At 44.0% G+C, this 23841-nt stretch carries 24 protein-coding genes; 20 read left to right on the top strand and 4 right to left on the bottom strand.

Going from position 1 to position 23841, the window contains the following annotated elements; all coding sequences use genetic code 11:
• Window positions 1–12: 12 nt before the first annotated feature.
• On the top strand, window positions 13–870 hold the full coding sequence (gene rsmI, locus E4K68_RS04490) for a 16S rRNA (cytidine(1402)-2'-O)-methyltransferase (protein WP_135377521.1): 858 nt from the start codon (window positions 13–15) through the stop codon (window positions 868–870).
• A 120-nt stretch (window positions 871–990) separates the two neighbouring features.
• Here the strand turns inward: rsmI and E4K68_RS04495 are convergent, their stop codons facing one another.
• On the bottom strand, window positions 991–1269 hold the full coding sequence (locus tag E4K68_RS04495; RefSeq protein WP_135377662.1) for an AbrB/MazE/SpoVT family DNA-binding domain-containing protein: 279 nt from the start codon (window positions 1267–1269) through the stop codon (window positions 991–993).
• Between the two features lie 205 nt (window positions 1270–1474).
• Between E4K68_RS04495 and metG the strand changes: the two genes are divergently transcribed.
• From metG to E4K68_RS04540, 9 genes are all read left to right on the top strand, one after another.
• Entirely contained in the window at window positions 1475–3475 is a 2001-nt protein-coding gene (gene metG / locus E4K68_RS04500) for a methionine--tRNA ligase (protein ID WP_135377522.1), read from the top strand.
• On the top strand, window positions 3472–4233 hold the full coding sequence (locus E4K68_RS04505; protein ID WP_135377523.1) for a TatD family hydrolase: 762 nt from the start codon (window positions 3472–3474) through the stop codon (window positions 4231–4233). The genes metG and E4K68_RS04505 overlap by 4 nt, the downstream gene beginning before the upstream one ends.
• A gap of 67 nt (window positions 4234–4300) precedes the next feature.
• Window positions 4301–5152 carry a 3D domain-containing protein gene (locus E4K68_RS04510; protein WP_135377524.1) on the top strand — a complete coding sequence of 284 codons (852 nt, stop codon included), beginning with the start codon at window positions 4301–4303 and terminating at the stop codon, window positions 5150–5152.
• A gap of 68 nt (window positions 5153–5220) precedes the next feature.
• Window positions 5221–6393 carry a 3D domain-containing protein gene (locus E4K68_RS04515; protein WP_135377525.1) on the top strand — a complete coding sequence of 391 codons (1173 nt, stop codon included), beginning with the start codon at window positions 5221–5223 and terminating at the stop codon, window positions 6391–6393.
• 186 nt (window positions 6394–6579) lie between these two features.
• Window positions 6580–7305 (top strand): N-acetylmuramoyl-L-alanine amidase, encoded by a 726-nt coding sequence (locus tag E4K68_RS04520; RefSeq protein ID WP_135377526.1) that lies wholly within the window; start codon window positions 6580–6582, stop codon window positions 7303–7305.
• A gap of 92 nt (window positions 7306–7397) precedes the next feature.
• A complete protein-coding gene (locus E4K68_RS04525; protein WP_135377527.1) occupies window positions 7398–8579 on the top strand; it encodes a glycosyl hydrolase family 18 protein in 1182 nt (393 codons plus the stop codon).
• A 162-nt stretch (window positions 8580–8741) separates the two neighbouring features.
• Window positions 8742–9293, top strand: coding sequence for a ribonuclease M5 (gene rnmV, locus E4K68_RS04530; protein ID WP_135377528.1), 552 nt, complete (start codon window positions 8742–8744; stop codon window positions 9291–9293).
• Window positions 9277–10101 carry a 16S rRNA (adenine(1518)-N(6)/adenine(1519)-N(6))-dimethyltransferase RsmA gene (gene rsmA / locus E4K68_RS04535; protein WP_135377529.1) on the top strand — a complete coding sequence of 275 codons (825 nt, stop codon included), beginning with the start codon at window positions 9277–9279 and terminating at the stop codon, window positions 10099–10101. Before rnmV ends, rsmA begins: the two co-directional genes overlap by 17 nt.
• 265 nt (window positions 10102–10366) lie before the next feature.
• Entirely contained in the window at window positions 10367–10933 is a 567-nt protein-coding gene (locus E4K68_RS04540) for a hypothetical protein (protein ID WP_135377530.1), read from the top strand.
• Here the strand turns inward: E4K68_RS04540 and E4K68_RS04545 are convergent.
• Window positions 10930–11835 carry a glycosyltransferase gene (locus E4K68_RS04545; RefSeq protein ID WP_135377531.1) on the bottom strand — a complete coding sequence of 302 codons (906 nt, stop codon included), beginning with the start codon at window positions 11833–11835 and terminating at the stop codon, window positions 10930–10932. The genes E4K68_RS04540 and E4K68_RS04545 overlap by 4 nt on opposite strands.
• A gap of 98 nt (window positions 11836–11933) precedes the next feature.
• Between E4K68_RS04545 and yabG the strand changes: the two genes are divergently transcribed.
• Window positions 11934–12770 (top strand): sporulation peptidase YabG, encoded by an 837-nt coding sequence (yabG, locus tag E4K68_RS04550; protein ID WP_135377532.1) that lies wholly within the window; start codon window positions 11934–11936, stop codon window positions 12768–12770.
• A gap of 122 nt (window positions 12771–12892) precedes the next feature.
• On the opposite strand, the gene E4K68_RS04555 is transcribed toward yabG, so the two are convergent.
• Complete coding sequence (locus E4K68_RS04555; RefSeq protein WP_135377533.1) at window positions 12893–13231, bottom strand: L,D-transpeptidase; 339 nt, start codon at window positions 13229–13231, stop codon at window positions 12893–12895.
• A gap of 122 nt (window positions 13232–13353) precedes the next feature.
• Here E4K68_RS04555 and E4K68_RS04560 point away from each other — a divergent pair, with 122 nt between their 5' ends.
• The 8 genes from E4K68_RS04560 (at window position 13354) to E4K68_RS04595 (ending at window position 22406) form a co-directional block, all read left to right on the top strand.
• Window positions 13354–14154 carry a cyanophycinase gene (locus E4K68_RS04560; RefSeq protein WP_135377534.1) on the top strand — a complete coding sequence of 267 codons (801 nt, stop codon included), beginning with the start codon at window positions 13354–13356 and terminating at the stop codon, window positions 14152–14154.
• 98 nt (window positions 14155–14252) lie between these two features.
• A complete protein-coding gene (gene cphA, locus E4K68_RS04565; protein WP_135377535.1) occupies window positions 14253–16910 on the top strand; it encodes a cyanophycin synthetase in 2658 nt (885 codons plus the stop codon).
• 147 nt (window positions 16911–17057) lie between these two features.
• Window positions 17058–17924 carry a 4-(cytidine 5'-diphospho)-2-C-methyl-D-erythritol kinase gene (gene ispE / locus E4K68_RS04570; protein ID WP_135377541.1) on the top strand — a complete coding sequence of 289 codons (867 nt, stop codon included), beginning with the start codon at window positions 17058–17060 and terminating at the stop codon, window positions 17922–17924.
• Window positions 17925–17938: 14 nt separating this feature from the next.
• Window positions 17939–18631 (top strand): GntR family transcriptional regulator, encoded by a 693-nt coding sequence (locus E4K68_RS04575; RefSeq protein WP_135377543.1) that lies wholly within the window; start codon window positions 17939–17941, stop codon window positions 18629–18631.
• 2 nt (window positions 18632–18633) lie between these two features.
• Complete coding sequence (purR, locus tag E4K68_RS04580; protein WP_135377545.1) at window positions 18634–19452, top strand: pur operon repressor; 819 nt, start codon at window positions 18634–18636, stop codon at window positions 19450–19452.
• 126 nt (window positions 19453–19578) lie between these two features.
• Window positions 19579–19833 (top strand): septation regulator SpoVG, encoded by a 255-nt coding sequence (gene spoVG, locus E4K68_RS04585; RefSeq protein ID WP_135377547.1) that lies wholly within the window; start codon window positions 19579–19581, stop codon window positions 19831–19833.
• Window positions 19834–20084: 251 nt separating this feature from the next.
• Window positions 20085–21455: a bifunctional UDP-N-acetylglucosamine diphosphorylase/glucosamine-1-phosphate N-acetyltransferase GlmU gene (gene glmU, locus E4K68_RS04590; RefSeq protein ID WP_135377549.1), complete on the top strand. Its 1371-nt coding sequence runs from the start codon at window positions 20085–20087 to the stop codon at window positions 21453–21455.
• A gap of 9 nt (window positions 21456–21464) precedes the next feature.
• Entirely contained in the window at window positions 21465–22406 is a 942-nt protein-coding gene (locus E4K68_RS04595) for a ribose-phosphate pyrophosphokinase (protein WP_135377551.1), read from the top strand.
• 17 nt (window positions 22407–22423) lie between these two features.
• Here the strand turns inward: E4K68_RS04595 and E4K68_RS04600 are convergent, their stop codons facing one another.
• Complete coding sequence (locus tag E4K68_RS04600) at window positions 22424–23176, bottom strand: PRC-barrel domain-containing protein (RefSeq protein ID WP_135377553.1); 753 nt, start codon at window positions 23174–23176, stop codon at window positions 22424–22426.
• An 85-nt stretch (window positions 23177–23261) separates the two neighbouring features.
• Between E4K68_RS04600 and pth the strand changes: the two genes are divergently transcribed.
• Window positions 23262–23819: an aminoacyl-tRNA hydrolase gene (gene pth, locus E4K68_RS04605; protein ID WP_135377555.1), complete on the top strand. Its 558-nt coding sequence runs from the start codon at window positions 23262–23264 to the stop codon at window positions 23817–23819.
• Window positions 23820–23841 lie beyond the last annotated feature (22 nt).

Below are 23841 nucleotides of genomic sequence, written 5' to 3' on the forward strand. Positions count from 1 at the left end.
GGAGTCGAAGATATGTTGGCTAAAGGAACGTTGTATGTATGTGCGACGCCGATTGGGAATTTAGGAGATATCACGTTACGGGTATTGGATACGTTACGGGAAGTGGATTTGATTGCTGCTGAGGATACGCGTCATTCCCGTAAGCTTTTGCAACACTACCAGATTAATACGCATATGATCAGTTATCACGCCCATAACGAAAAGAAGAAATCCTTAGAATTGGTGGAAATGCTCAAAGCGGGTCAAGCGATTGCGCTTATTTCTGATGCAGGATTACCAGGGATTTCCGATCCGGGATGCGAAGTAATACGTCTTTGTCTAGCAGAGTCTATTCCAGTCGATGTTTTGCCTGGACCGAATGCAGCACTCACGGCCTTGGTCTTATCAGGAATGCCGACGGAGCATTTTTCATTTCATGGATTTCTGCCTTCTACCACAGGAGCGAGGAGGAAAGTCCTCGAGCAACTGGCTAATCTTCCGCAAACGCAAATTTTTTACGAAGCTCCTCATCGTTTGGTGTCTACACTACAAGGAATGTCGGAGTACTTTGGTGAACGTCCGGCTGCGGTTGTACGTGAGCTGACAAAATTGCATCAAGAGGTGCATCGGGGAACTGTATTAGAGTTGAAAGTGAGTTTCGAGCTGACGACACCTCGCGGGGAGTGCTGTATCATTCTTGCTCCCTACATCCCCGTAAAGTCGGTAGGGGGCCCGGAACAATGGTGCCAGGAAGTCAATCAAGGTATAAGTGGTGGACTGAGTAAGAAAGATGCCATGAAGGAAGTGGCGAAGCGTTATGGGGTTAGGAAATCAGAGGTTTATCAGGCACTTTTGGATGCGCCGGCCATGGATGGCCAAGTGTCTCTGTAGCCAAGGATGGCGGGAAGACACGAATAATAGGCATAAAAAGAAGGCCTCAAAGGCCTTCCAGTTAATTTAGAGATGGATTGGTCCACCCATGGGTTTCTTCTATGTAACAAACTTCTGAACTTATACGGCTTTGGAATCGGAATCCACTGTTCCAGCCACGGCTTCTCCCATAGCAACTGCACATTCACGGCAGACGTTTTTACCGTGGAAAAGCTGGTTATCGCTGGCATTACCACAAAATACACAAGCAGGTTCATACTTTTTGAGGATGATCTTTTCTTGATCCACATAAATTTCCAGAGCGTCTTTTTCGTCAATACCTAAAGTGCGGCGAAGCTCTATCGGTAAAACAATACGACCAAGTTCATCTACTTTTCTCACGATTCCAGTTGACTTCATCATTGATTTAACCACTTCCTTTACAACAACATTCGACAGGAAACTACAGCCTTATGATACCAACGGTTCCATTTAAAGTCAACCCATTTTTTTATGGATTTCGTTTCAAACTTACACAAATAATACTTTTCTTACATATTAATTCTTAATAGTGGGTATACTTGACAAATCTGAATCTTATTCTGTTATCACAAAGATAGTTAAGATGGGAGACGTAAAGGTGAAATATTATATAACAACTCCAATTTTTTATCCAAATTCGAGTCCGCATATTGGAACAGCTTACACGACGGTTGCAGCTGACGCGCTAGCCCGTTATCATAGAATGCTTGGTGATGACGTCTATTTCTTAACGGGGACGGATGAAAACGCCCAGAAAATTGTTCGCACAGCCGAAGCGCATCACACAGATCCTAAAGTTTATGTTGATGGTGTTGTGGAACATTTTAAAGAATTATGGAAAGCCTTAGATATTTCATTTGATGACTTTATTCGTACAACAGAAGAACGCCATCAAAAGGTCGTTCAACAGATTTTTACCAAACTCTATGAGAAAGGAGATATCTACAAGTCAGAGTATTCTGGGTGGTATTGTACTCCTTGTGAAACCTTTTGGATGGAAAACAAACTTATTGAGGGTAAATGTCCTAACTCGGATTGTGGAAGAGAAGTAGAACTACTCAAGGAAGAGAGCTATTTCTTCCGTCTTTCGAAATATCAAGATATTTTGCTTAAGTTTATTGCAGAGAATCCGGAATTTATCCAGCCTGTTTCTCGCCGTAACGAAATGATACGTTTCATTGAAGGCGGTTTAGAGGATCTCTGTGTTTCACGCACCACATTTCAATGGGGGATTAAAGTCCCATTTGACCCTAAACATGTTGTCTACGTATGGTTAGATGCACTGATTAATTATATATCAGCGCTCGGGTACCCTGATGGAGAAAATTATCAACGATATTGGCCCGCTGATGTGCATATTATGGGAAAGGACATCGTACGTTTCCATGCAGTCATATGGCCGATTATTCTAATGGCCTTGGATATTCCTCTTCCTAAAGCGATCTATGGACATGGCTGGTACTTGACAAAAGATGGCGGAAAGATATCCAAGTCCCGTGGGAATGTGGAGGACTCTTTCGCCTTGATTCAAAGATATGGCTCGGATGCCATCCGTTATTTCCTGTTGAGAGAGATGCAAGTAGGAACTGACGGCACGTATTCTGAAGATAACGTGGTCGAACGACTTAACAGTGATCTGGCCAATGATTTTGGAAATTTCGTCTCACGGAGCTTGGCGATGGTTGTCAAGTATCGAGAGGGAATTGTTCCTAGTTCTGGACAAGACGGATCCTTGGAGCAGGACTTGAAGGCATTGAGTCATGAGGTTAAAAAGGCTGTCGAAGAAAGTCTTGATAGATGTGACCCGGCAAGTGCCTTGGAACAAATTTGGCGATTTGTTGCACGTTGTAATAAGTATGTCGATGAAACAGCCCCATGGGCTCTAGCAAAACAAGAGGGACAGAGAGAACGCTTAGATACGGTTCTTTATACGTTCGTGGAATGTATCCGAATCATGGCGATTTTGACGGCCCCGTTTATGCCAGGATTACCGCCGAGAATTTGTGTGCTTTTAGGTAAAGATGAGAAGCTCATGCGCTGGGAGGATGCGGATCAATGGGGCATCGTGGAACAAGGAACGCGAGTGCATAAGGGTGAGGCACTTTTTCCGAGAATTGATGTTTCTCAATATACGATAGCGGAGGAGACTAAACCAGTGAATCAAGAGCAAAGCCAAACTCAAGTTCAGAGTCAAGAACAAACCTTAGTTCATAATGAAACCCTCGAACCTATTCAAGCACTTGAATTTGAGCCTATAAAAGAGGAAATCAGCATTGATGAATTTGCTAAACTAGATTTACGTGTTGCAAAAGTTCTCAGTGCAGAGAGAGTAGAAAAAACAGATAAACTAATGAAATTAGAAGTCGAAGTGGCCGGCGTTGCGCGTACGGTAGTTTCAGGGATTGCCAAACATTATGCTCCTGAAGACCTCGTGAACCAATATGTCGTCTTAGTTGCTAATTTGAAGCCTACCAAGCTAAGAGGAATCACATCTCAAGGGATGATCTTGGCAGCCTCTCAGGGGGAAGTGCTAGAAGTGCTTACGGTCAACAAAGGTCTTCCGGGAGGGGCACGGGTTAAATGATCTGGGATACACATGCACATTTAGATGATCCTGACTATACTGAGGATTTTCAAGAAGTTATTACGCGAATAAAGTCATCCGGGATTTCCCGGGTGACGAATGTAGGGTATGATATTTCTTCGTCTGAACGATCTGTGAAGCTAGCTGCGGACTATGACTTTATTTATGCAGCGATTGGAGTACACCCGCACAATGCCGAAGGAGTCACAGCTCAAACCTGGGATAAGCTCATACAGTTGGCTAAACAACCAAAAGTACTGGCTTGGGGAGAAATTGGACTGGACTATTATCGGGATCTCTCCCCGCGCTCTATTCAGAAAGAAGTATTTATTCACCAGATAAACTTAGCGAACGAAGTTGGCTTGCCTATCGTTATTCATAATCGGGATGCCCATCAGGATGTTTTGGAGATCGTGAAGGATCATCCCCCTAAGTTTGGTGGGGTATTTCACTGTTATTCCGGCTCTCGAGAAATGGCAAGCATTCTTCTAAACCAGGGATTCTATCTTTCGTTCGCCGGACCAGTGACGTATAAAAATGCTCGGCATACGGTCGAGGTGGCAGAACATATTCCTCTGGATCGTATTCTCGTAGAGACAGATTCGCCTTATTTAACTCCGGAACCGCGAAGGGGTAAGCGCAATGAACCAACTTATGTTCGAGAAGTCGTTAAGAAAATTGCTGAGATTAGAAGCGTTTCCTTTGATGAAGTGGCTTCTCAAACTATGCGTAATGCTGAAACTGTTTTCAAGTTATAAACTAGGACCTTCGCTGTAAGGTTCTTTTTTTTATTCTGCTTCATAGGTTTTGTTAAGGGGGGATAGAATGTATTTGCTACCAGTTACCACGTATTCTGATTATTGGCGTGCAACCAAAGTTTGGAGTTCATATTTAGGCGGTTTGGCGTTGTTCGCTGCCAGTACCCGGTATTCAATACTGAGTGCCCCAGATATTACGCAAACTTTGCAACAACCATTGCAGGTGACACAATCAGGCTTAAATACAGAGACTTTAGATATAGACTCAGAGCTTATAGGCTCCAGGCAAAAGGCTATCAAAAAAAGCTCTATCAGTCGCGGTGTATCAAGTGAACCATTACTTAACCGAGGAATGGCAAGCCCAATAACGCAAAGACTCCAAACGGAAGATAGAGAAATTCCCTTTGAAACACAATATGTCGAGTCAGATCAACTTCTTCCGGGCATGAGCCAGATTAAGGAGGAAGGGGAAAGAGGTATTCTTCGTCAGGTGGTAAAGACATTCGAGGTTGATGGACAACCCGTAGACCAGCAAATACAATCTTCTTTTGAACTCAAAAGGGCGAAAAAGAAAGTGGTTATCCAAAACTCCAAACCTCCTTTAGGGGAGAAGTTCGAATTAGCCAAAATGAACATTGGACAAACACTGAACGTAGTATCGACAGCGTATACGCATACTGGAAGTAAAACAGCTTCTGGCGTCGCTCCGAGAGAAGGCTTGATTGCAGTCGATCCAAAGGTCATTGCCATGGGAAGTAAGGTTTATGTCGAAGGATATGGGTATGCCATAGCCGCTGATACGGGTGGAGACATTCGTGGAAATCGTATCGATCTTTTTTTCTCTAGTCTGCGCCAATGTATAGACTGGGGGCGTAAACCTGTCCGTATTTATGTATTAAAACCATATAATGGAAATTAATTTTGACAACTGACTACTGATATATTAGAATGAGGTTGCTACGTCAGTTTACTTTTTGGAGGGATTCAATGTTTGAGTTGACTCGAACTCGGGTTTTATCCTTAGTTAAGACGTCACGAATAGCCCAAGTGGTCATTGCTTTATGTGCTTTTTTTATCATAGTAACAGGTACATTCGTTTACAATGCTAAAACAATTGATGCCCATATTGATGGAAAAACAGTTCGTATTACCACAATCTATGGGACTGTTGGCCAGGCACTTGACCATTCAAATTTAAAATCTTATCCCGAGGATATCGTCAAGCCTTCTCGGGACACAAAGGTTACAAAGGGATTGACGATCGAAGTAACGAGGAGTGTGCCAGTCCATCTCTCAGTGGATGAACAAACTTTCATGACACGAACACCCGCAAAAACTGTAGGGGAAGCGCTTGTGGATTTATCGGAGCGGAACGGACTACAAATTAAAGACGTAGATGAAGTGAATGTTCCGCGGACGGATGCTGTCGTTGACCAAATGGAAATTAAGGTGCGAAGGGCTATTCCCATTCTCGTTCGCGCGGATGGAAAGACGATTAATACGTATATTGCGCCACGAACTGTTGCAGAAACGCTCAAGAAATTAGGCATTGCTCTGGGAATAAAAGATAAGGTCTCGCTGCCCATTGATCATATGTTAGTCCCCAATGAGCAAGTTCAGGTTGTGAGGGTTGCTGAACGGATAGAAACTATTAAAGGTGAAATTCCATTTCAGAATGTTATTCAGGCAGCGGATTATCCCGTTGGATTACCTGATAAAGTTATTAGTCGTGGCTCGAATGGACTTCAAGAGCAGACGGTTAGACTGACGCTCGAAGACGGGAAAGAGGTTGATCGTGAAATCCTCGGTCAGCGAGTAGTGACGACTCCCATCAATCAAGTTACTTCTCGTGGTGCACAAACGTCAGTTTCACGGGGGGGAGAGACCATTCGTTTTAAACAGGCTTACGTCATGACGGCGACTGCATATTGCATACCAGGCGGGACAACAAGAACGGGGGCCCCTGTCCGATGGGGTATCATTGCAGTCGATCCCAGAGTTATTTCTCTCGGGGAAAACGTATATGTTGATGGTTACGGAAGGGCTCAAGCTTTAGATACCGGTGGAGCCATTATCGGTAATCGCATTGACCTTTACATGAATTCCCAGGAGGCAGCAGCATCATGGGGTGTCCGGACCGTTATGGTATATGTTCAGTAATGAACTTCATTGATTTTCTAAAGCAAGCCTTCGCTTCGAGCGGGGGCTTGCTTTATGTTAGGTAGGAAGTATAACTTTATTTATCAGCACATACTCTGTTATTGTAACCATGAAACGAAGGTGCTTCCATGGCTATTAATTAAAAATACATATCCTAAATGTAACCAGGAAACGGGGGAATACCGAATGCGTCAGCTTGTGGGGATACCAGGGAAGAAAACTGCGATGTTACTTGTTCTGTGTGTAATGAGCATATTAGTGTTCTCTGTGCTTTGGCAGGGTTCTACCGCGGTCGTTAGTCGTCTTGAGAATGGCGATAGTGTGATGCTTGATCCGGGACATGGGGGATATGATCCTGGCGCGATCACCTCACAGGGTGTGTATGAGAAATCAATCAATCTCCAAATTGCCCAGAAGGTGAAGGAAATGCTTCGTCCAAGCGGAATAGAGGTTTTGCTTACTCGAGAAGAAGATATTGATTATGCTCCAGATGGAGTCAGAGGAAAAACCATAAAGAAGCAAATCGACTTAAATCGCCGTATTGATATGGCAAACGCGGCAAAAGCGAATGTTTTTGTCAGCCTCCATGTCAATGCGGCTTCAGGGCAAAAATCTGGAGCGGAAACATTTTATCATTCCAAATCAGAATCGGGAAAACGGTTAGCTGAATTGATTCAACAAGAATTGATTAAAATACCAGGAATGAATCGTAGAGTTGCGAAACCTGGGGATTTTTATATTATAAAAAATACGAGCATGCCTGCGGTTATCGTGGAAGTAGGCTATTTATCTAGCTTTAAAGAACAGAAGAAACTCCAACAATCTTGGTATCAAGAACAACTGTCACGCGCGATCGCTAAGGGAATAGCAAACTATTTTGAGCACCTTCCAAAATTGACTTATAACGGATAAATATAACGCTTTATAAATAAATACATAACGTCCTTTGAAGCGGGGAAAATAAAGTCAGTTACCGAATCTACAATAAGGAGTTGAAGCGTAGCATGAAACGGTTTCTGACTTTTATAATGAGCAGTGCTCTGATTTTGGGCCTTACCTTGACAGGATGTGCAAATCCAAACCCAAATGCACCTCCTGCTGCTCCACAAAATGCCCCATCGCAAACAACGCAAAATTCACAGCCGCCTCAAGCAGAGGCAGGAGCAACCCGAGATTCTGTGATAGGTGCAGAAAAACGAGTAGTTATGGGATTTTACACGGATCCAGAGGGACCTACACCTGGTTCGAAGGAATCAATGCTCAAACATGCTAAATTGATGGATGAAGTAGCCTTCTTCTGGTACTCTTTTGACGCTAATGGTAAAGTGGTCCCGACAGGTAAAGTCGATTTGAGTATCAAAGAAGCAGCGCAAAAGAATGGGTCAAAAGCCTACGCCTTAGTGCATAACATGAATTTGACAGGGACAGTTGGGTTTGATGCAAATCTTGCTCATCGCGTTTTATCAAATTCTGCTGTAAGGGCAAATTTAGTAACCAACTTGGTTAACTTGACAACAAAAGACGGTTGGGATGGAATTTCAATAGACGTTGAGAAGACCCCTCCTGGAGATCGTAACAATTTTTCTGCCTTTGTCGCTGAGTTGGGTAAAGCATTAAAGGCTAAAGACAAAGTCTTGAACATTTCTATTCCTGCTAAATTCGTAGATTATCCTTCCGATCTATGGTCGGGTGCCTATGATTATGCGGCAATTGGAAAATCTGCTGATCAAATCATTCTTATGACCTATGATGAACATGGACTTGGGACTACCCAGGGACCTATTGCTTCACAAGGTTGGGTAGATCGCGTTATTAACTTTGCAGTGGGCAAGATAGCTAAAGAAAAGATTGTAATGGGACTTCCCGTTTATTCGTTTGACTGGGGGTCGAGCAAGCCCCTATTGCCAGATTATCTATCCTATATTCAAACGGTTGATCGTGCGAAGAAACATGGGGTAGAGATCCTCACAGATCCTAGTGCAAAGGTTCCGCAATTTACCTATACAGCGAATGGTGTAAGACACGAAGTCTTTTTTGAGAATACCGCTAGTTTAAAAGTAAAAATGGATTATTCGCTTAAACACAAATTGCATGGTGTTGCTATCTGGCGCTTAGGAATGGAGGATCCTTCGATCTGGGATTCCCTCATGAAAACGTATGGAACCAATAAGGAAACAAAAAAATAACCATAAGATTTACAAAGATTAGAAAATAAGTTCTATAAGTTTCCAAAAAGGGCGAAAGATATTCTTTCGTCCTCCTTTTTAATTCTGGATATTTTAAGAGAAAATTTGAGTCTTAGGACGTTCTCAGTTAAGATATAGAAGTGGAAACGGAGGAAACTTTGGATGATAAAGGAACTTATCGTTGTCGAAGGGAAAAATGATGCACATGCGGTACGGCAGGCCCTCGGGGAAGTAGACATAATTTGGACTGAGGGTTATGGGTTGACCAAAAAGAAGTTAGAATACATTGCAGAGATGGCAGACCGTCAAGGGGTGATTATATTTACGGATCCTGATACGGTAGGAGAGCAGATACGTAATCGTATTCGTGCTTACGTTCCTCAGGCCAAACATACTTACCTTACAAGGAAGGCTGCTACAAAACAGGGGGATATTGGGGTAGAAAATGCGACAACCCACGAGATACAACGCGCCTTTGCTCATATTCAACAGGAGCAAGAAGCTATCAATGGAACATTTACAATTAAAGATTTAGTATCGGTAGGTCTTGCAGGGGCAACGGGTGCGAGTGAATTGAGAATAGCGCTTGGGCGCAAACTAGGAATTGGGGATACCAATGCTAAGCAATTTCTACATCGATTAAATCGGTTTAGCATATCACGTGAATTATTTTTTCAAGCGATTGAGGAGGTTCGTCATGGAAAGCGCAGCTGAATATACACGCCGTCTCGTAAAGAGTGGGGCACGTGCCCAAAAATCCATGGGTCAGAATTTCCTCATGAATGATGAAGTGATCAACCGTATTGTTTCAGCTAGTACGCTACAAGCGGATGTACCGCTCGTGGAAATTGGGCCGGGGTTAGGAGTATTAACACGGATACTTGCACAAAGGGTACCAAAGATGTGGGCGATAGAGTTGGATCAACATAAGATTGGAATTTTGAATAAAGAGCTTAAAGGGCTCCCTATTGAGTTTCTCCATCAAGATGCGTTAAAACTTGATTTGCATGAACTATGGGGAGATCAAAAAGGATACTTGGTGGGAAATTTGCCCTACTACATTACAAGCCCACTCGTCATGCACTTTCTGGACCAAGCGGATCGATTAAGTGGGATGACGATTATGGTTCAGAAGGAAGTAGCAGAGCGGATTGCGGCGTCACCTGGAGGCAAAACCTATGGTATTCTATCGATTGCGGTTCAGATTTCAGCCAAAGTTACAACCGTGATGGATGTTTTGCCCAGTGCATTTTGGCCAGCGCCTAAAGTCACGTCTGCAGTGATAAGATTGGACCTTCGCCCTTATCCGGGGTTTAGCGTGGATAAGAAGGATTTCTTTCGAGTGGTTAAGGCAGCATTTAGCCAGCGACGAAAGACATTAGGTAACTCACTAGCAGGTGGTTTGGGGCTAAAAAAGGAAGATGTTATCGAACGAATGCAAGGCACAGGGATCTCTGATGGACGGCGTGCAGAGACGTTGAGCATTGAAGAGTTTCAAGTTCTAACAAAGGCTTTTCGGTAATATTGAGTAGGGGCTGTAACGAAACTTGTTTTTCAATTTGTTGCAGCCCTATTTTTATTGAGAATTCCAAATGAATTTAAGGATTATTCCCTGCTTCGTAGGTGAATAATCCTCTTTTTTATTAAGTAAGGCAATAAAAGAATAAAAGTTGGGAAATATCCGAATCATAAGGAAGCAAATTGTAGGTTAAGCACTTACGTTCAAACGATAATAAGGATTGACGGAGGGTGAACTCGGGTTGGGCAAAACACATAGAGGACGTTTTATGAAATGGTCAAATATCATTGCTACAGTGGCAACTACGGTGTTAGCGCTCACAGCTTTGATCACCGTCTATTTAACGGTGGCTGCTTGGAAGGTACAACAAGAGGCAATGCGTCCTTATTTTGTATTAAGGGAATCTCCCAAAGTTGATTTAGAAAATGAACTCAGCTTAGAGTTGAAATTTAATAATGTAGGTATACATCCCGCGGTCAATCTTTCAAGCGAGACGATTGTCTTTGATGAGCAGTTAGAAGGAAAACCGATTCACCATGATGAATCAGCCATAGTCAATGAAATTCCAAAAGATACAGCCTCAAGTCTGGTTATGACCATACCCAGTGATACAATTTATTCCAAACAATTTAATATTAGTGCTCATTACATTGTGGTTGATTTACAGTATGCAGATCCTATCTTGGATAAGACCTACAGCCAGACAATTTATATGAAGTGGAACGGAGTTCATGAAGGAAAAATACAAGCCACCATCCACGTAAAGGTCGAAGAGAAGGGAAAGATTTTGGATTACTTCCAAAGGCATGGTATTGATCCTAAAATTAGGAGTTAGAGAATGGGATTAGCCATAATTCCATTTTGTAGAATAATATCGCTAGAAATCTCTTGATTTTCTGTTCTAGATAATCCTGGAATAATGACATGCTGTTCATAGAATATACCCTGGGACCGTATAGAGTTCTCCCAATGATAAAGGAGGTCAAGACGTCGTTCGGGGTGGTAGCCCAATAATTCATGTTTACCGAGTGAACGTGTTGGTGGACTATTTTGGGCGAGTGCCAATCCCATGAGGCAATCCCCAATGATGGTCTCGGCAATCAGACGAGCATGACGCCGATGCTTTGTAGGGGATCGCATGGCTTCGTGAGGGATAGAGGTGGCCACTTTAATGGCAAGGTCGCTCTTCTTTGCCCAAAACAAGGTGAGCGGGGGAATCGCTATAGCATCTATAGGAAGGATGTGTAGGGCTCGCTGAGAAAGCGCATGGGGTCCATGTGTAGGTGTTGCAAGGCCGAGGACTTTAAAGAGATCAAGTTCGCGGTTGAGTTTGGCACGGAATTTTAGAACGAGATTGGCAAGTTTCTGACGATGGGGAATGTAAGGGTAACAATTGGTTAAAGCAACGTCAACTCCAGATTCAATAGAGGTAATGAGGTGAATGAGATTTTGATAAATATCCCCAGACATATCACCATCGACAAAGAGTATGCCATCGACGCCTAAATAACGAGCGTAGAGTGCTCCGATCGCTCGAGGTATATCAATTCCTAAAGACTCTGAAAAGTAAAGAATATGAATTCGAGGATCCTGGATTGAGCTTGCCAGTTCGAAGGTCTGATCCGTGCAGCCATTAAGAACTAAAATAATGTAATGGACTGGAAGGCGTAAAATGGTGGTTAAGACTGCCAAGATGCTCTTTTCTTCATTCTTAGCTGGAATAACTGCTGCGAACATCTTTAGGCCCCCCTTTTGTTTAGACTTACTATTAATATATGCCGTTTAGATTTATTCGACATAGTATAGAGTGATAAAAGGTAAAAGGAGGTCAAACCATGTTTCACGTTGGGGATATTGTGGCTAGACTCTCACACCGAGAGGACATTTTCTTTCATATAGAACAAATAACGGTGAATGTTGACGGCGAACGTTCGGCGATCCTCAAAGGGCTCAATTTCAGACTACTAGCAGATGCTCCAGTCTCAGATCTTATCGTGAAGAGACCCATTGAGGTTGCTGGCTATGAGCGTGAAGATAATAAAATGATTTATCAGAAATTACACAAATTAACCAGGCAAAGGAAAGTAGGTCAGGACGATCAAAAGGATTCTTTCGAGATTCCGGGACGGGTGTTGCAGCTTGATGGTGACCAAGATTATTTAAATCAATGTATCAAGACGTATCGGCAAATGGGAATCGAAGCAAAGGGGATTTGCAAATCCGAAATGGAACAACCAAAAGTAATACGTAAAATTTTGCAAGAGAATCCTGCAGATATCCTAGTATTAACAGGTCATGACGGATTCATCAGTGGGAAAAAGGACTTTCACAGTAATGACAGTTATCGAAGTTCGCGCTATTTTGTGGAATCCGTCTCAGAGGCCCGGCGGTTTCAACATAATTTGGATGCTCTGGTGATTTTTGCAGGAGCCTGTCAATCTAACTATGAAGCGATTCTTTCAGCAGGAGCAAATTTTGCTTCATCACCCAAACGCATGCTTATCCATGCGTTTGATCCGGTGTTTATCGTGGAACGAATTGCTTTTACGCCGACAGATCAAATTGTTTCAGTGAAGGATATTCTTACGCATACGATCACTGGCACCGATGGGGTTGGTGGAGTCGAGACGCGGGGGCAGTTGAGGCGGGGATATCCGAGAAGTCCTTATTAAGTGCGCCTTGCCTGTGGAACGGTTTAAGACAGGTAAGTAACTCGAGGGTAGACTTGGGGACGGTTCTAGCGCCTTACTAGTAAGTAAGACGGGATAATCGTCCCGCAGTCGCCCTATTTCTATTAAGGCTGAATAATTACGGGGGTGCCGATTCCGACAAGCTGAAATAGGTTTTCGACGTCGTGATTATGCATGCGTACGCATCCTTTGGATATGGCTTGCCCGATACTTGTGGGGTTACTCGTTCCGTGAATCCCGTAATGGGGAAGGGAAAGTCCCATCCAGCGGCTGCCAAAGACACCGCCCGGATAAACTGTTTTAGTGGCAATGCTGTAGCGCCCGTAAGGTGTAGGGGTTGAGCCTTTGCCTACAGCAATCGGATAATGCTGAATTAGCCGGTTTCCTTCATAGAGCTCAAGTTGTCGTCGAGTAGTATGAATGACAATTGAACGGTTGGGCATCGCGCTGAAGCCTCCTTTCTACGTAATTAGGGTCTATCTCATGGTATGTTAGGGATTTTCGAATGTTCGTTGCATAATTCAACCCTCTTTAGGTGGAAAATAAACCGACTGGAGGGATCAGTTTGACTGAACACATCGAAGGAAAGCTACTTATTATCGGTGGAGCAGAAGATAAAAGGGGAGACTGTAAAATTCTAAAACGCTTTGTTCAGGAGTCAGGCGGTAGGGAAAGCCGAATTACAGTTCTGACAGCGGCGACAGAATACCCGCTTCAAGTGGGGACTGAGTACCATTCTTTATTTTTAGAACTAGGTGCACAGGAGGTACAGGTTCTTGATGTTTCAGACCGTAATCAGGCGAGAAGACAAGGGATCGGGAAAGACTTTGAAAAGTCTACGGGAGTTTTTTTTACAGGAGGTGACCAACTGCGGATTACTGGTTTGTTGGGAGGGACGTTGCTAGGTCGGATGCTCCAACAGCTATATGAACAGGGAGTCATCATTGCAGGAACGAGCGCCGGGGCATCTGTCATGTCGGATACGATGATTGTTGGGGGGGAAGCTGGGACAGCAAAGAAAAATACGTTGACAATGGCCCCCGGGTTAGGACTATTGCGTTCGGTTGTAATTGATCAGCACTTCGCTCAACGCGGGCGAATCGGAAGACTTCTGTCGGCAATCTCACAAAATCCCTACGTTCTCGGGGTGGGTATTGACGAGGATACAGCTATCTTAGTTCACTCGGATGCGCATTTTTCAGTCGTTGGTAGTAATACGGTAACAGTGGTTGACGCATCACCCTCAACAACCACGAATGTCTCAGAAACTACTCCAGGTCAATCACTGGTTTTGAGCCCGATTTTAATGCACGTTTTATCCGATGGCTATGGTTTTGATCTTAAAAATCGAATTTCCTTACTTTAGTAAAAGAGAATAATTGACGAGGGAATACTAAGAAGAAAAAAGGTTAAAACTAGTAAGGTGTATTTTCCTATTGTAGCTAAAGGAGGAACAACAACATAATGGAGATTAGACAAATCCAAGCGATCGAAGGGGCCAATGTCTATAGTAGTCGGCCAATTATTCGAGCGATTGTGGATCTCCAAGAATGGACAGAACGGTTCAGTAATGAACTAGGAGATTTCCGTGTTCGTCTCATAGAAAACTTACCGACATTGGCGGAGCATCATTGTTCGCGGGGTAAACTTGGTGGATTCCTAGAGCGGTTACAAGAGGGGACCCTAATTGGGCATGTCATTGAACATGTAACCATAGACCTTCTGACTCAAGCTGGGCAGACCGTTAAATATGGCAAGACTATGGCTATTTTAGAAGAACCGGGTTGCTATGAGATTATTTTCAATTACGAGGCCAAAGAGGGTGCGATCGAAGGTTTTAATCAAGGATTTGCTCTGGTGAAGGCCCTTCTGAATCAGGAATCGTTTGATGTCTCACAAGCCGTAGACCGCATAAAAAAAGTGATGTCTGACTACGAATTGGGGGTATCAACGCAAACGATCGTGGAAGCATGCCAGGAACGGGGAATTCCAGTGCATCGTCTCAATGAATGTAGTCTGTTGCAGTTGGGTTACGGGCGAAATCAAAGACGTATCCAAGCAACCATGACGGGTGCGACGTCTAGTATTGGAGTAGACATTGCCTGTGATAAGGAAATGACTAAAAAAATTCTAGGTGAAGGGGGACTTCCCGTCCCTTGGGGGCATATTGTCAGCACGGAAGATGAGGCCATTCAGGCCTTTCGAGATATGAAAACTACCGTTGTGATCAAGCCCTTGCATGGAAATCAGGGTAAAGGGGTTACCCTTCAGCTTACGAACGTAGCGGAAGTTAGAGCTGCGTTTAAGGTTGCTCAAACCTACGGAGATTGGGTCATCATTGAAGAATTTATTGAGGGACAACATTATCGATTGGTAGTAGTTGGAGATCATCTTATTGCAGCAGCCAAACGCGTCCCAGCTCATGTTATTGGAGATGGCTTAGCAACGATTGCAGAACTTGTCGCCCAAACCAATGCAGATCCTCAGCGTGGAGAGGACCATGAAAAGGCCTTGACTAAGATCAAAATTGATCCTGTTGTGAAGTTGACCCTTACTCAAAGAGGATTAACACTTTCATCCATTCCTGAACCAGGGGAAGTGGTATACCTGCGTGACAGCGCTAATTTAAGTACTGGGGGAATTGCGGAGGATGTGACGGATTATGTGCATCCGGATAATATAGATCTGGCAGTCTATGCCTCAAAATTAATTGGCTTGGATATTGCGGGAATTGATTTAGTCATTGAAGATATCGAAGTTTCCTATCGCGAAAATAACGGGCATATCATTGAAGTTAACGCTGCGCCAGGGATTCGTATGCATCATTTTCCAAGCGTGGGTAAAGCGCGAGATGTGGGAAAGGCTATTGTGGAACAAGTGCTTCCTTCAGGGAATGGGAGAATTCCTATTATAGCGATCACCGGTACGAATGGAAAAACAACTACAACACGTATGGTTAGCAAAATGCTGACAGATCAGCAGCTTTTCGTAGGGATGACTTCCACAGATGGAGTGTACATCAATCAAAAGTTGTGGATTAAAGGGGACATGACTGGGCCAGAGAGTGCTAGGACTATTCTAAGACATCCCGATGTCCAGGTGGCGGTACTGGAAACAGCACGAGGCGGGATCCTTCGTGCAGGGTTGGGTTATGAATACGCCGATGTTGCGATTATCACTAATGTTTCCAATGACCATCTGGGTCAGTACGGTATTGAGACACTCGAAGATATTGCCCATGTCAAGAGCTTAGTAGCAGAGATTGTTAAGCCGCATAGTTACGTGGTGTTGAATGCGGATGACCCTTATGTTGTGAACATGGCTAAGCGAACGAAGGGGAGGGTTATTCTCTTTAGCACGGAAAAGGATAACAATCATGTTCGTAAGCATTTGGGATTGGGGGGGACAGCTGTCTTTTTGAACAGGGGCATGATCCTTCTTTGCCAGGGTTCGCAAAGTTGTCGGATCTGTTCAGTGAAACAGATTCCAGCAACTTTGGAAGGAAAGGCCTTGCATAATATCCAAAATGCTTTGGCGGCAGTCGCAGCAGGATGGGCATTGGGGTTAAGTGCCACAGCAATTCGGAACTCTCTTCAGGACTTCACTTCAAATGCAAAGCACAATCGGGGACGTCTAAATCTTTATGAGTTAGATGGAGTTCGTGTTGTTGTTGATTATGGACATAATGCGGCGGGAATCCAGGAGGTTAGCAAGACACTGAAACAGCTTAAACAAGGTTCTCTAGTGGGATGTATAACCGTCCCGGGTGATCGGCCTGATGAATCGGTACGAGAAGTGGGGCGGATCGCTGCGCTGGGTTTTAAACGCTTAATTATTCGGGAAGATGCTGATTTGCGTGGACGTAAACCGGGCGAAATTGCCCAACTTCTCTATGATGAAGCGGTGCGATGTGGAATGAATCCCAATAAAATAGAGATCGTTCTTTCAGAAATAGAAGCTTTTCGGCACGGATTGGATAGTTGCGTACCCGGGGATACTTTTGTGATATTCTATGAACATATTGAGCCGATTGAGGAAGAAATTTATAGGAGAATGGAATTACAGAAGGCACTACCTTTTAAACCGACACAGAATGAATGGGCCGTTGGAGGGGAACGTTGAGAGTCAGGAATTAGTAATTTGGAGGGGCGAGGATTATCTTCGTCCCTTCTGTTGTCAAGATTTATAAGGAGAAGTGCTGGAACTCTGACCAAAAAATATGTATAATAAAAGGAAATACATCCATAATGTTCGGAAAGGGCAATGTAAATGCAACAATCTTCTCTGACAACATTCGCATACGCTAAAATCAACCTGGCCTTAGCAATACAAGAAATCCGCGAAGATGGGTATCACGAACTTCAGAGTGTCATGCAATCCATTGAATTACATGATATTGTTCGGATTCGGCGGCGTGGAGAGAAGGTTGTATGTAGTTGTGGAGCCTTAAGTGGCCCTGGAAACTTGGCGTATAAGGCGGCTGAACTATTTCTTGGGCAACTAGGCCAAGACGAAGGAATTGAAATTGAAATTGAGAAGTATATTCCCATTCAGGCTGGATTAGCTGGAGGTAGTACAGATGCTGCGGCGACGTTACGTTTATTAAATCGACTCTATGGAGAACCTCTCGACAAGGAAGGACTTCTCGCACTTGGGGGGAAATGTGGTGCAGATGTCGCGTTCTGTCTCCGTGGTGGAACGATGTGGGCGACTGGACGAGGAGAACTGCTGGAATTCTTGCCCACGGCCCCTAAAATAGATCTCGTCTTAGCCAAACCGTTTGCTGGAGTGAATACGAGGGAGGCTTACCTTCGATTTGATGCAGTAGGCCAAGGCGGGCATTTGACGCGAACGGATTGGGAGAGCGCCTTAAAAATGGGTTCATCTCAGCAAATTGCTGAGCTACTTTATAATGATTTAGAGCCTGCCTCAACTCAGCTAGTTCCGCAAATTTCATTATTGAAGCAGAGTTTACTCGATGCGGGGTGTTATGGAGCCTTAATGTCTGGAAGCGGTTCTAGTGTATTCGGGCTTGCCCGAGGGAGACAGCATGCTATGGATGTTGCTGGACAGTTGAGAAAAAAGGGCTTAAAAAATGTTTGGGTTACCAGAACAGTAGGGAAAGTAAAAGGATGAAAGGGGAGACATTCGTGGGGAAACGATTGGTACCGGTGATACTTGACGGTTACAAGCCATTACGGGAGATTGTGTTTGAATCCATGCGCGAGGCCATTCTCAGTGGGGTTCTTGAGCCCGGAGAGCGGTTGATGGAAATCCAATTGGCTGAAGAAATGGGGGTTAGCCGAACTCCAGTACGGGAAGCAATCCGAAAATTAGAACTCGAGAATTTTGTCGTCATGATTCCTCGCAAGGGAGCGTATGTCGCAGGCGTTTCCCTAAAAGATGTTGCAGACGTTTTTGAGATTCGTTCGGCTCTTGAAGGATTGGCTGCAGGATTAGCTGCTGAACGAATTACCGAGGATGAATTAGAAGAAATGGAACGGGCACTGTTCTATAGAGTCAGCGAGGGCGAAATGGATTTGGAACAGATTGTGAAGTCAGATACGGATTTCCATGCTTTAGTTTATAGAGCTAGTCGCAATGAACGGTTAGTACAGATCTTAGAAAATTTACGTGAACAGATTCAACGTTTTCGCTCAACTTCACTCGCCGTTCCAGGACGAAATAAATTGGCGATTGAGGAGCACAGGATGATTGTCGAAGCCTTAAGAAACCATGATACTGAAGAAGCACAGTCTTTGGCGATGGCACATATTGTGACAGCTGAAAATGTCATGTTTGAGACTCTTAGAAAGAATGATTCGGACAAGGTGGATCAATAATCGTGGAGAAGATGAAAAGAGCGGAACGCATGGTGGCAATCACTCAATTGTTGATGCAAAAACCAAATGTTCTGACTCCCTTAACCCTATTTGCAGAACGGTTTGGTACGGCTAAGTCCACTATTAGTGAAGATTTAATGGCAGTCAAGGGTAGCCTCATGCTTTCAGGGCAGGGTCATCTTGAAACGATTTCCGGGGCAGCCGGGGGGGTTCGGTACATACCGGAAATTGCCAAAGAAGAGGCCACAGAATTCCTTAGTGAGCTTTCTGAACGATTGAGTGACAAAGAACGAATTCTCGCAGGCGGCTTTTTGTATATGACCGACTTGTTGTTCGATCCTTCTGTATTGCGTCCCCTAGGCCTTATCTTTGCAGGTGCCTTCAGAGAGAAAAAACCGGATGTCGTTGTTACTATTGAAACGAAAGGGATTCCACTGGCCCTTGTAACGGCAGAGGCTTTAGGTTTGCCTATGGTTGTTATACGCAGTGGAAACAAAGTAACAGAAGGCTCCTCGGTAAGCATCAATTATGTTTCTGGATCATCACGGCGTATTCAAACCATGTCACTTTCTCGAAGGGCCTTGGAACCAAAGCAACGCGTCCTCATCATTGATGATTTTATGAAGCTGGGGGGAACAGCACTAGGAATCAAAAACTTGATGGCAGAATTTGAGGCTGACGTTGTAGGAATGGGGATCTTGGTGGAGGCCAGAATGACCGCGGAACCCAAGCTTGTGGGAGAATATTTATCCCTTTTGCAGCTGAACGAACTAGACCTAGATACTGGGAAGACGTCCGTTATTCCAATGATTAGCTTTTAATTATCTTTTAATAGACTTTAACAAATAAACAAAAATTTTCCTAAATAAAAGCAGGATTTTTTTACCATACAGAGAATATCATTATGAACAAGCCCCGGATGTCAAGTGGAAGGGTGGTGATTCATAATGAATATTACCGATGTGCGGGTTCGGAAGATTAACACGGAAGGAAAGATGAAAGCCGTGGTCTCCGTGACCTTTGATGATGCGTTTGTCGTCCATGATGTCAAAGTTGTGGAAGGAATGAATGGTATTTTTGTAGCTATGCCCAGCCGTAAAACACCCGAAGGGGAATTTCGTGATATCGCCCACCCTATTTCTTCCGCAGCACGAGAGGTAATCCAAACGGCTGTTTTAAAAGCTTATCAGGATGCCATTTAAAACTCTTAAATAAATGTTTTTAGACATTTGAAAGGGGACCTTGCAAGTTAGGTCTCCTTTTTCCATCATGACTTATGGTTGTTTCGATAGTTTCTTTCGTTATGATTGTTGAATAAGCGGAATTTGGATTTGCTTACTAGTACATAATTACTATAGAATAAAAGAGGATTTTGCCTTGATTTGACGAATAAAGAACTTTTGGAATGTAAAACTAAGTTGAGGTTAAACTATGCTGGAGGCGATTTTAGATTATGCCTAATTTGGTAGCGGTGATTATGGCTGCAGGAAAAGGGACAAGGATGAAATCAAAGTTGCCGAAAGTCATGCATTCATTGGCAGGGAAACCTCTCATTGAACATGTCTTGGATGCGGTAACCCAGGTTGGGATTAAACGTCCTTTGGTTATTGTCGGGCATGGCCGAGAGATCATTGAGGACAGTATTTTTGGACGCGCAGAGATGGTTGTTCAAACTGAACAACTCGGAACAGGACATGCTGTCATGCAAGCTCTCCCTTATTTAGAAGACGCCCAGACCGTTCTAGTCCTAAGTGGCGATCAGCCGTTGCTCAGTTCTGAGACGCTACACGCTCTTATTAATTTGCACCAGGCCCAAGGGGTTAGCGCGACAGTGTTGACATCTTACATGGAGCAGCCTTTTGGCTATGGTCGAGTCATTAAAAATGGCGACGATCTTGTTAGAATTGTTGAGGAAAAAGATGCAACTCCTGACGAACGACAAATTCGTGAAATTAACACAGGGACGTATTGTTTTAAGGGGTCTGCACTCAAGGATGCCCTGACGAAAATTACTCCTCAGAATGCGCAAGGAGAATATTACCTAACGGAAGTATTCGATGTGTTTTTAAATCTTGGGGAAAAAATGTTGACGTATTGTACAATGGATTCTCATGAGGCATTGGGAGTGAATAGTCGTGGCCAATTGGCTGAGGCTGAAGCGATTTTTCGCGAGCGCATTCTTGAGCATTGGATGAACGAAGGGGTTACATTGGTGGATCCTTCTTCAACCTTTATTGATGCGGACGTTGAACTCGCACGGGATGTAACGATTTTACCATTTACTCGCTTAATGGGGAAAACTCGGATCGAAGAGGATGCCGTGATTGGGCCCCAGACGAGTTTGGAAAATTGTACTGTGGGGTGCGGTTCTGAAGTTATCTATACTGTAGCCAAAGATGCAGCGATCGGAGAACGCTGTCACATTGGTCCGTTTACTTATTTACGACCGGGCACAAGACTAGAATCGGACGTAAAAGTGGGCGACTTTGTCGAAATTAAAAATAGTTTAATTGAGACGGGAGCTAAAGTCCCCCATTTGAGTTATATTGGCGATACACACGTTGGAAAGTCAGCGAATATTGGAGCGGGTACGATTACTTGTAACTACGATGGGGTTAACAAATATCCTACTAAAATCGGAGATTATGCCTTTATAGGCAGTAATACCAATTTGGTCGCTCCGCTTGAAGTGGGAGATTATGCTGTTACGGGTGCAGGGTCTACCATTACAAAGAATGTTCCTGCAGAGGCCCTGGCGGTTGAACGAAGCCAGCAGGTAATTAAGGCACATTGGCATAAGCGAAAAGATGAAATAGGGGGCTAAAGAAGAGGCATGGCAGCAAAGGAATTTAAGATTTTTTGTGGGAATGCCAATCGGCCGTTGGCGCAGGAAATCGTGGACTATCTTGGAGTTCCACTGGGTCAAGCCAAAATACAACGGTTTAAAGACGGCGAGATTTGTCTTGCTATTGATGAAAGCGTTCGAGGTTCAGATATCTACGTTGTTCAGCCAACTTGTTATCCTACAAATGATAACATCATGGAATTGTTGATTATGATTGATGCGATTCGTCGGGCCTCAGCTCGACGTATTACTGCTGTAATGCCCTATTATGGATATGCCCGCCAAGAGCGCAAATCAAGGGCCCGTGACCCGATTACGGCGAAATTAATGGCTAACCTAATCGCCACCGCGGGAGCGGATCGTGTTATTACTATGGATTTACATGCTCCAGCTATTCAAGGGTTCTTCGATATTCCCCTGGATCACTTGCCTGGAGTCCCGATTCTGGCGGAGTACTTCAGAGAGATGGGGCTTGAGAATGTTTGTGTTGTATCTCCAGATTTAGGGGGGGTCACACGAGCACGGAATCTTGCCGAACGGATTGGTGCTTCCATAGCTATTATTGATAAGAGGCGTCCAGAACCCAATGTTTCTGAAATTATGCATGTTATTGGGGAACTGAAGGGCAAGACCGTAATTATGATTGATGACATTATCGATACTGCGGGAACCATAACGCTGGGGGCCCAGGCCCTTGTCGAACGAGGTGCTAAGGAAGTGTATGCGTGCTGCACTCACGCTGTTTTATCAGGACCAGCCATAGAACGCTTAAATAACTCCGTTATTCGTGAAGTTGTGGTGACAAACACCATTCCTCTGAGTGAAGAAAAATCAATTCCCAGGATGAGAGTGTTGTCGGTTGCTCCACTTCTTGGTGAAGCCATTGTGCGTATTCACGAAGATCTATCGGTTAGTAAACTGTTTAGTTAAAAAAGACCCCTGGGGTATCACCCCAGGGGTTCCTTGGTTACTGGTATTTCCGGTGTTTGTGGAATTTCCGACATTTCCGAAGTGGTTTGGCAGGCCGAGGGAGTGGATTCGGTTTCAGGAATGATGATCGGTGGTTTATCCTGAGTGAGCTGAGAAGCAACCTTAGCCTTATCTTTTTTAAAGTAGCTACCAATAGTGTGAGTTGTTTCTGTGGCTAGACTAGAGGTTGAGTGGATTAGATTTTTGAGAGTATCATTGAGACCTTTATCCGCGATGGTGAGAGCACTTTCACTTCCTTGTTTGGTTACGATCACGTCGTGGCCAATCGTCATGATGTGTTCTGCAGAGATCCATGCCTTGCCGCTAAGAAATCCTTCGAGTTTGCCGCCTGAAATTTCAACCTGAGTTATTTTGCCTGTTTTCGGATCAACATAATATTCGTCCGCTATTCCAAGCGTTTTTCCAGTTTCCGTGACCATTTTAGTCCCTATGATGCTTAATTTACCTTTGACTAAATCTAACAGATCCGGGAGACTTGAGGTTTTTTCCACGTGGGACCCAGTGTCGATCGTGATTGCGTCATCGCCGACACTGACCACTTTGGCATAGGGAATAATGCGCTGATCTTTGAAGAAACCCTTAGAGTCAACAACAATTGCAGCTAGGGATTTTGTAGCGGCGTCCAAAATTAAGCTCTTGACATACCCAATTTGCTGCCCTTCCTGGAGAGAAATAATAGGTAAGGATAAATACTTGCGACTGGGTTTCACAGGTGTACCCCCTTATTGGTCATTATTTGTTTCTTGAAAAAATGTATTCGAGGTGTCCGATGAATATGCTTTGGAGGAGATATGAATGAAGGTAATTGTCGGTCTTGGAAACCCAGGTCCTCAATATGCGGAGACGCGCCACAATATTGGTTTTATGCTTGTTGATCAACTAGCAGAGGCCTATGGTCTTACGTTTAACCCGAAATTCCAGGGATTTTGGGCGGAAGGAAATGTGCAGGGGGAACGTCTTCTTCTCTTAAAGCCTCATACGTTTATGAATTTGAGTGGTCGTTCAGTGAGCGAACTTATTCATTTTTATAAAATTTCAGGGGATAATCTTTTAGTCGTCCATGATGACATGGACTTGACATTTGGAAAGATGCGCTTACGTGACCATGGAAGTGCAGGTGGGCATAATGGGATAAAATCTATCCTTGCTGAATTAGGAACGGAAAAATTCTGGCGGCTTAAATTGGGTGTAGGCCGCCCGCCTAAAGAGTGGGACCCTGCGCGATACGTACTTGCACCCTTTGCGCATGATGAAATGGCAACGTTAGATGAGCTGTTAGAATGTGCTGCAAAAGCAACCAACCTGTGGATTAAAGGGGAAAATGGACGAGTCATGAATTTATACCACCGTTAAGAGAAGTATAACCTCCTAAACT

This window comes from Desulfosporosinus sp. Sb-LF (genome assembly GCF_004766055.1).
Taxonomy (GTDB): domain Bacteria; phylum Bacillota; class Desulfitobacteriia; order Desulfitobacteriales; family Desulfitobacteriaceae; genus Desulfosporosinus.

What these genes read in the sequence shown, in the direction of transcription:
- E4K68_RS04525 (WP_135377527.1), top strand. Translation starts at nt 7,398, where the DNA reads ATGAAACGGTTTCTGACTTTTATAATGAGCAGTGCTCTGATTTTGGGC.
- E4K68_RS04505 (WP_135377523.1), top strand. Translation starts at nt 3,472, where the DNA reads ATGATCTGGGATACACATGCACATTTAGATGATCCTGACTATACTGAG.
- spoVG (WP_135377547.1), top strand. Translation starts at nt 19,579, where the DNA reads ATGAATATTACCGATGTGCGGGTTCGGAAGATTAACACGGAAGGAAAG.
- E4K68_RS04515 (WP_135377525.1), top strand. Translation starts at nt 5,221, where the DNA reads ATGTTTGAGTTGACTCGAACTCGGGTTTTATCCTTAGTTAAGACGTCA.
- glmU (WP_135377549.1), top strand. Translation starts at nt 20,085, where the DNA reads ATGCCTAATTTGGTAGCGGTGATTATGGCTGCAGGAAAAGGGACAAGG.
- ispE (WP_135377541.1), top strand. Translation starts at nt 17,058, where the DNA reads ATGCAACAATCTTCTCTGACAACATTCGCATACGCTAAAATCAACCTG.
- E4K68_RS04520 (WP_135377526.1), top strand. Translation starts at nt 6,580, where the DNA reads ATGCGTCAGCTTGTGGGGATACCAGGGAAGAAAACTGCGATGTTACTT.
- pth (WP_135377555.1), top strand. Translation starts at nt 23,262, where the DNA reads ATGAAGGTAATTGTCGGTCTTGGAAACCCAGGTCCTCAATATGCGGAG.
- metG (WP_135377522.1), top strand. Translation starts at nt 1,475, where the DNA reads ATGGGAGACGTAAAGGTGAAATATTATATAACAACTCCAATTTTTTAT.
- rnmV (WP_135377528.1), top strand. Translation starts at nt 8,742, where the DNA reads ATGATAAAGGAACTTATCGTTGTCGAAGGGAAAAATGATGCACATGCG.
- E4K68_RS04555 (WP_135377533.1), bottom strand. Translation starts at nt 13,231, where the DNA reads ATGCCCAACCGTTCAATTGTCATTCATACTACTCGACGACAACTTGAG.
- E4K68_RS04495 (WP_135377662.1), bottom strand. Translation starts at nt 1,269, where the DNA reads ATGAAGTCAACTGGAATCGTGAGAAAAGTAGATGAACTTGGTCGTATT.
- E4K68_RS04540 (WP_135377530.1), top strand. Translation starts at nt 10,367, where the DNA reads ATGAAATGGTCAAATATCATTGCTACAGTGGCAACTACGGTGTTAGCG.
- yabG (WP_135377532.1), top strand. Translation starts at nt 11,934, where the DNA reads ATGTTTCACGTTGGGGATATTGTGGCTAGACTCTCACACCGAGAGGAC.
- E4K68_RS04510 (WP_135377524.1), top strand. Translation starts at nt 4,301, where the DNA reads ATGTATTTGCTACCAGTTACCACGTATTCTGATTATTGGCGTGCAACC.
- cphA (WP_135377535.1), top strand. Translation starts at nt 14,253, where the DNA reads ATGGAGATTAGACAAATCCAAGCGATCGAAGGGGCCAATGTCTATAGT.
- rsmI (WP_135377521.1), top strand. Translation starts at nt 13, where the DNA reads ATGTTGGCTAAAGGAACGTTGTATGTATGTGCGACGCCGATTGGGAAT.
- rsmA (WP_135377529.1), top strand. Translation starts at nt 9,277, where the DNA reads ATGGAAAGCGCAGCTGAATATACACGCCGTCTCGTAAAGAGTGGGGCA.
- E4K68_RS04595 (WP_135377551.1), top strand. Translation starts at nt 21,465, where the DNA reads ATGGCAGCAAAGGAATTTAAGATTTTTTGTGGGAATGCCAATCGGCCG.
- E4K68_RS04545 (WP_135377531.1), bottom strand. Translation starts at nt 11,835, where the DNA reads ATGTTCGCAGCAGTTATTCCAGCTAAGAATGAAGAAAAGAGCATCTTG.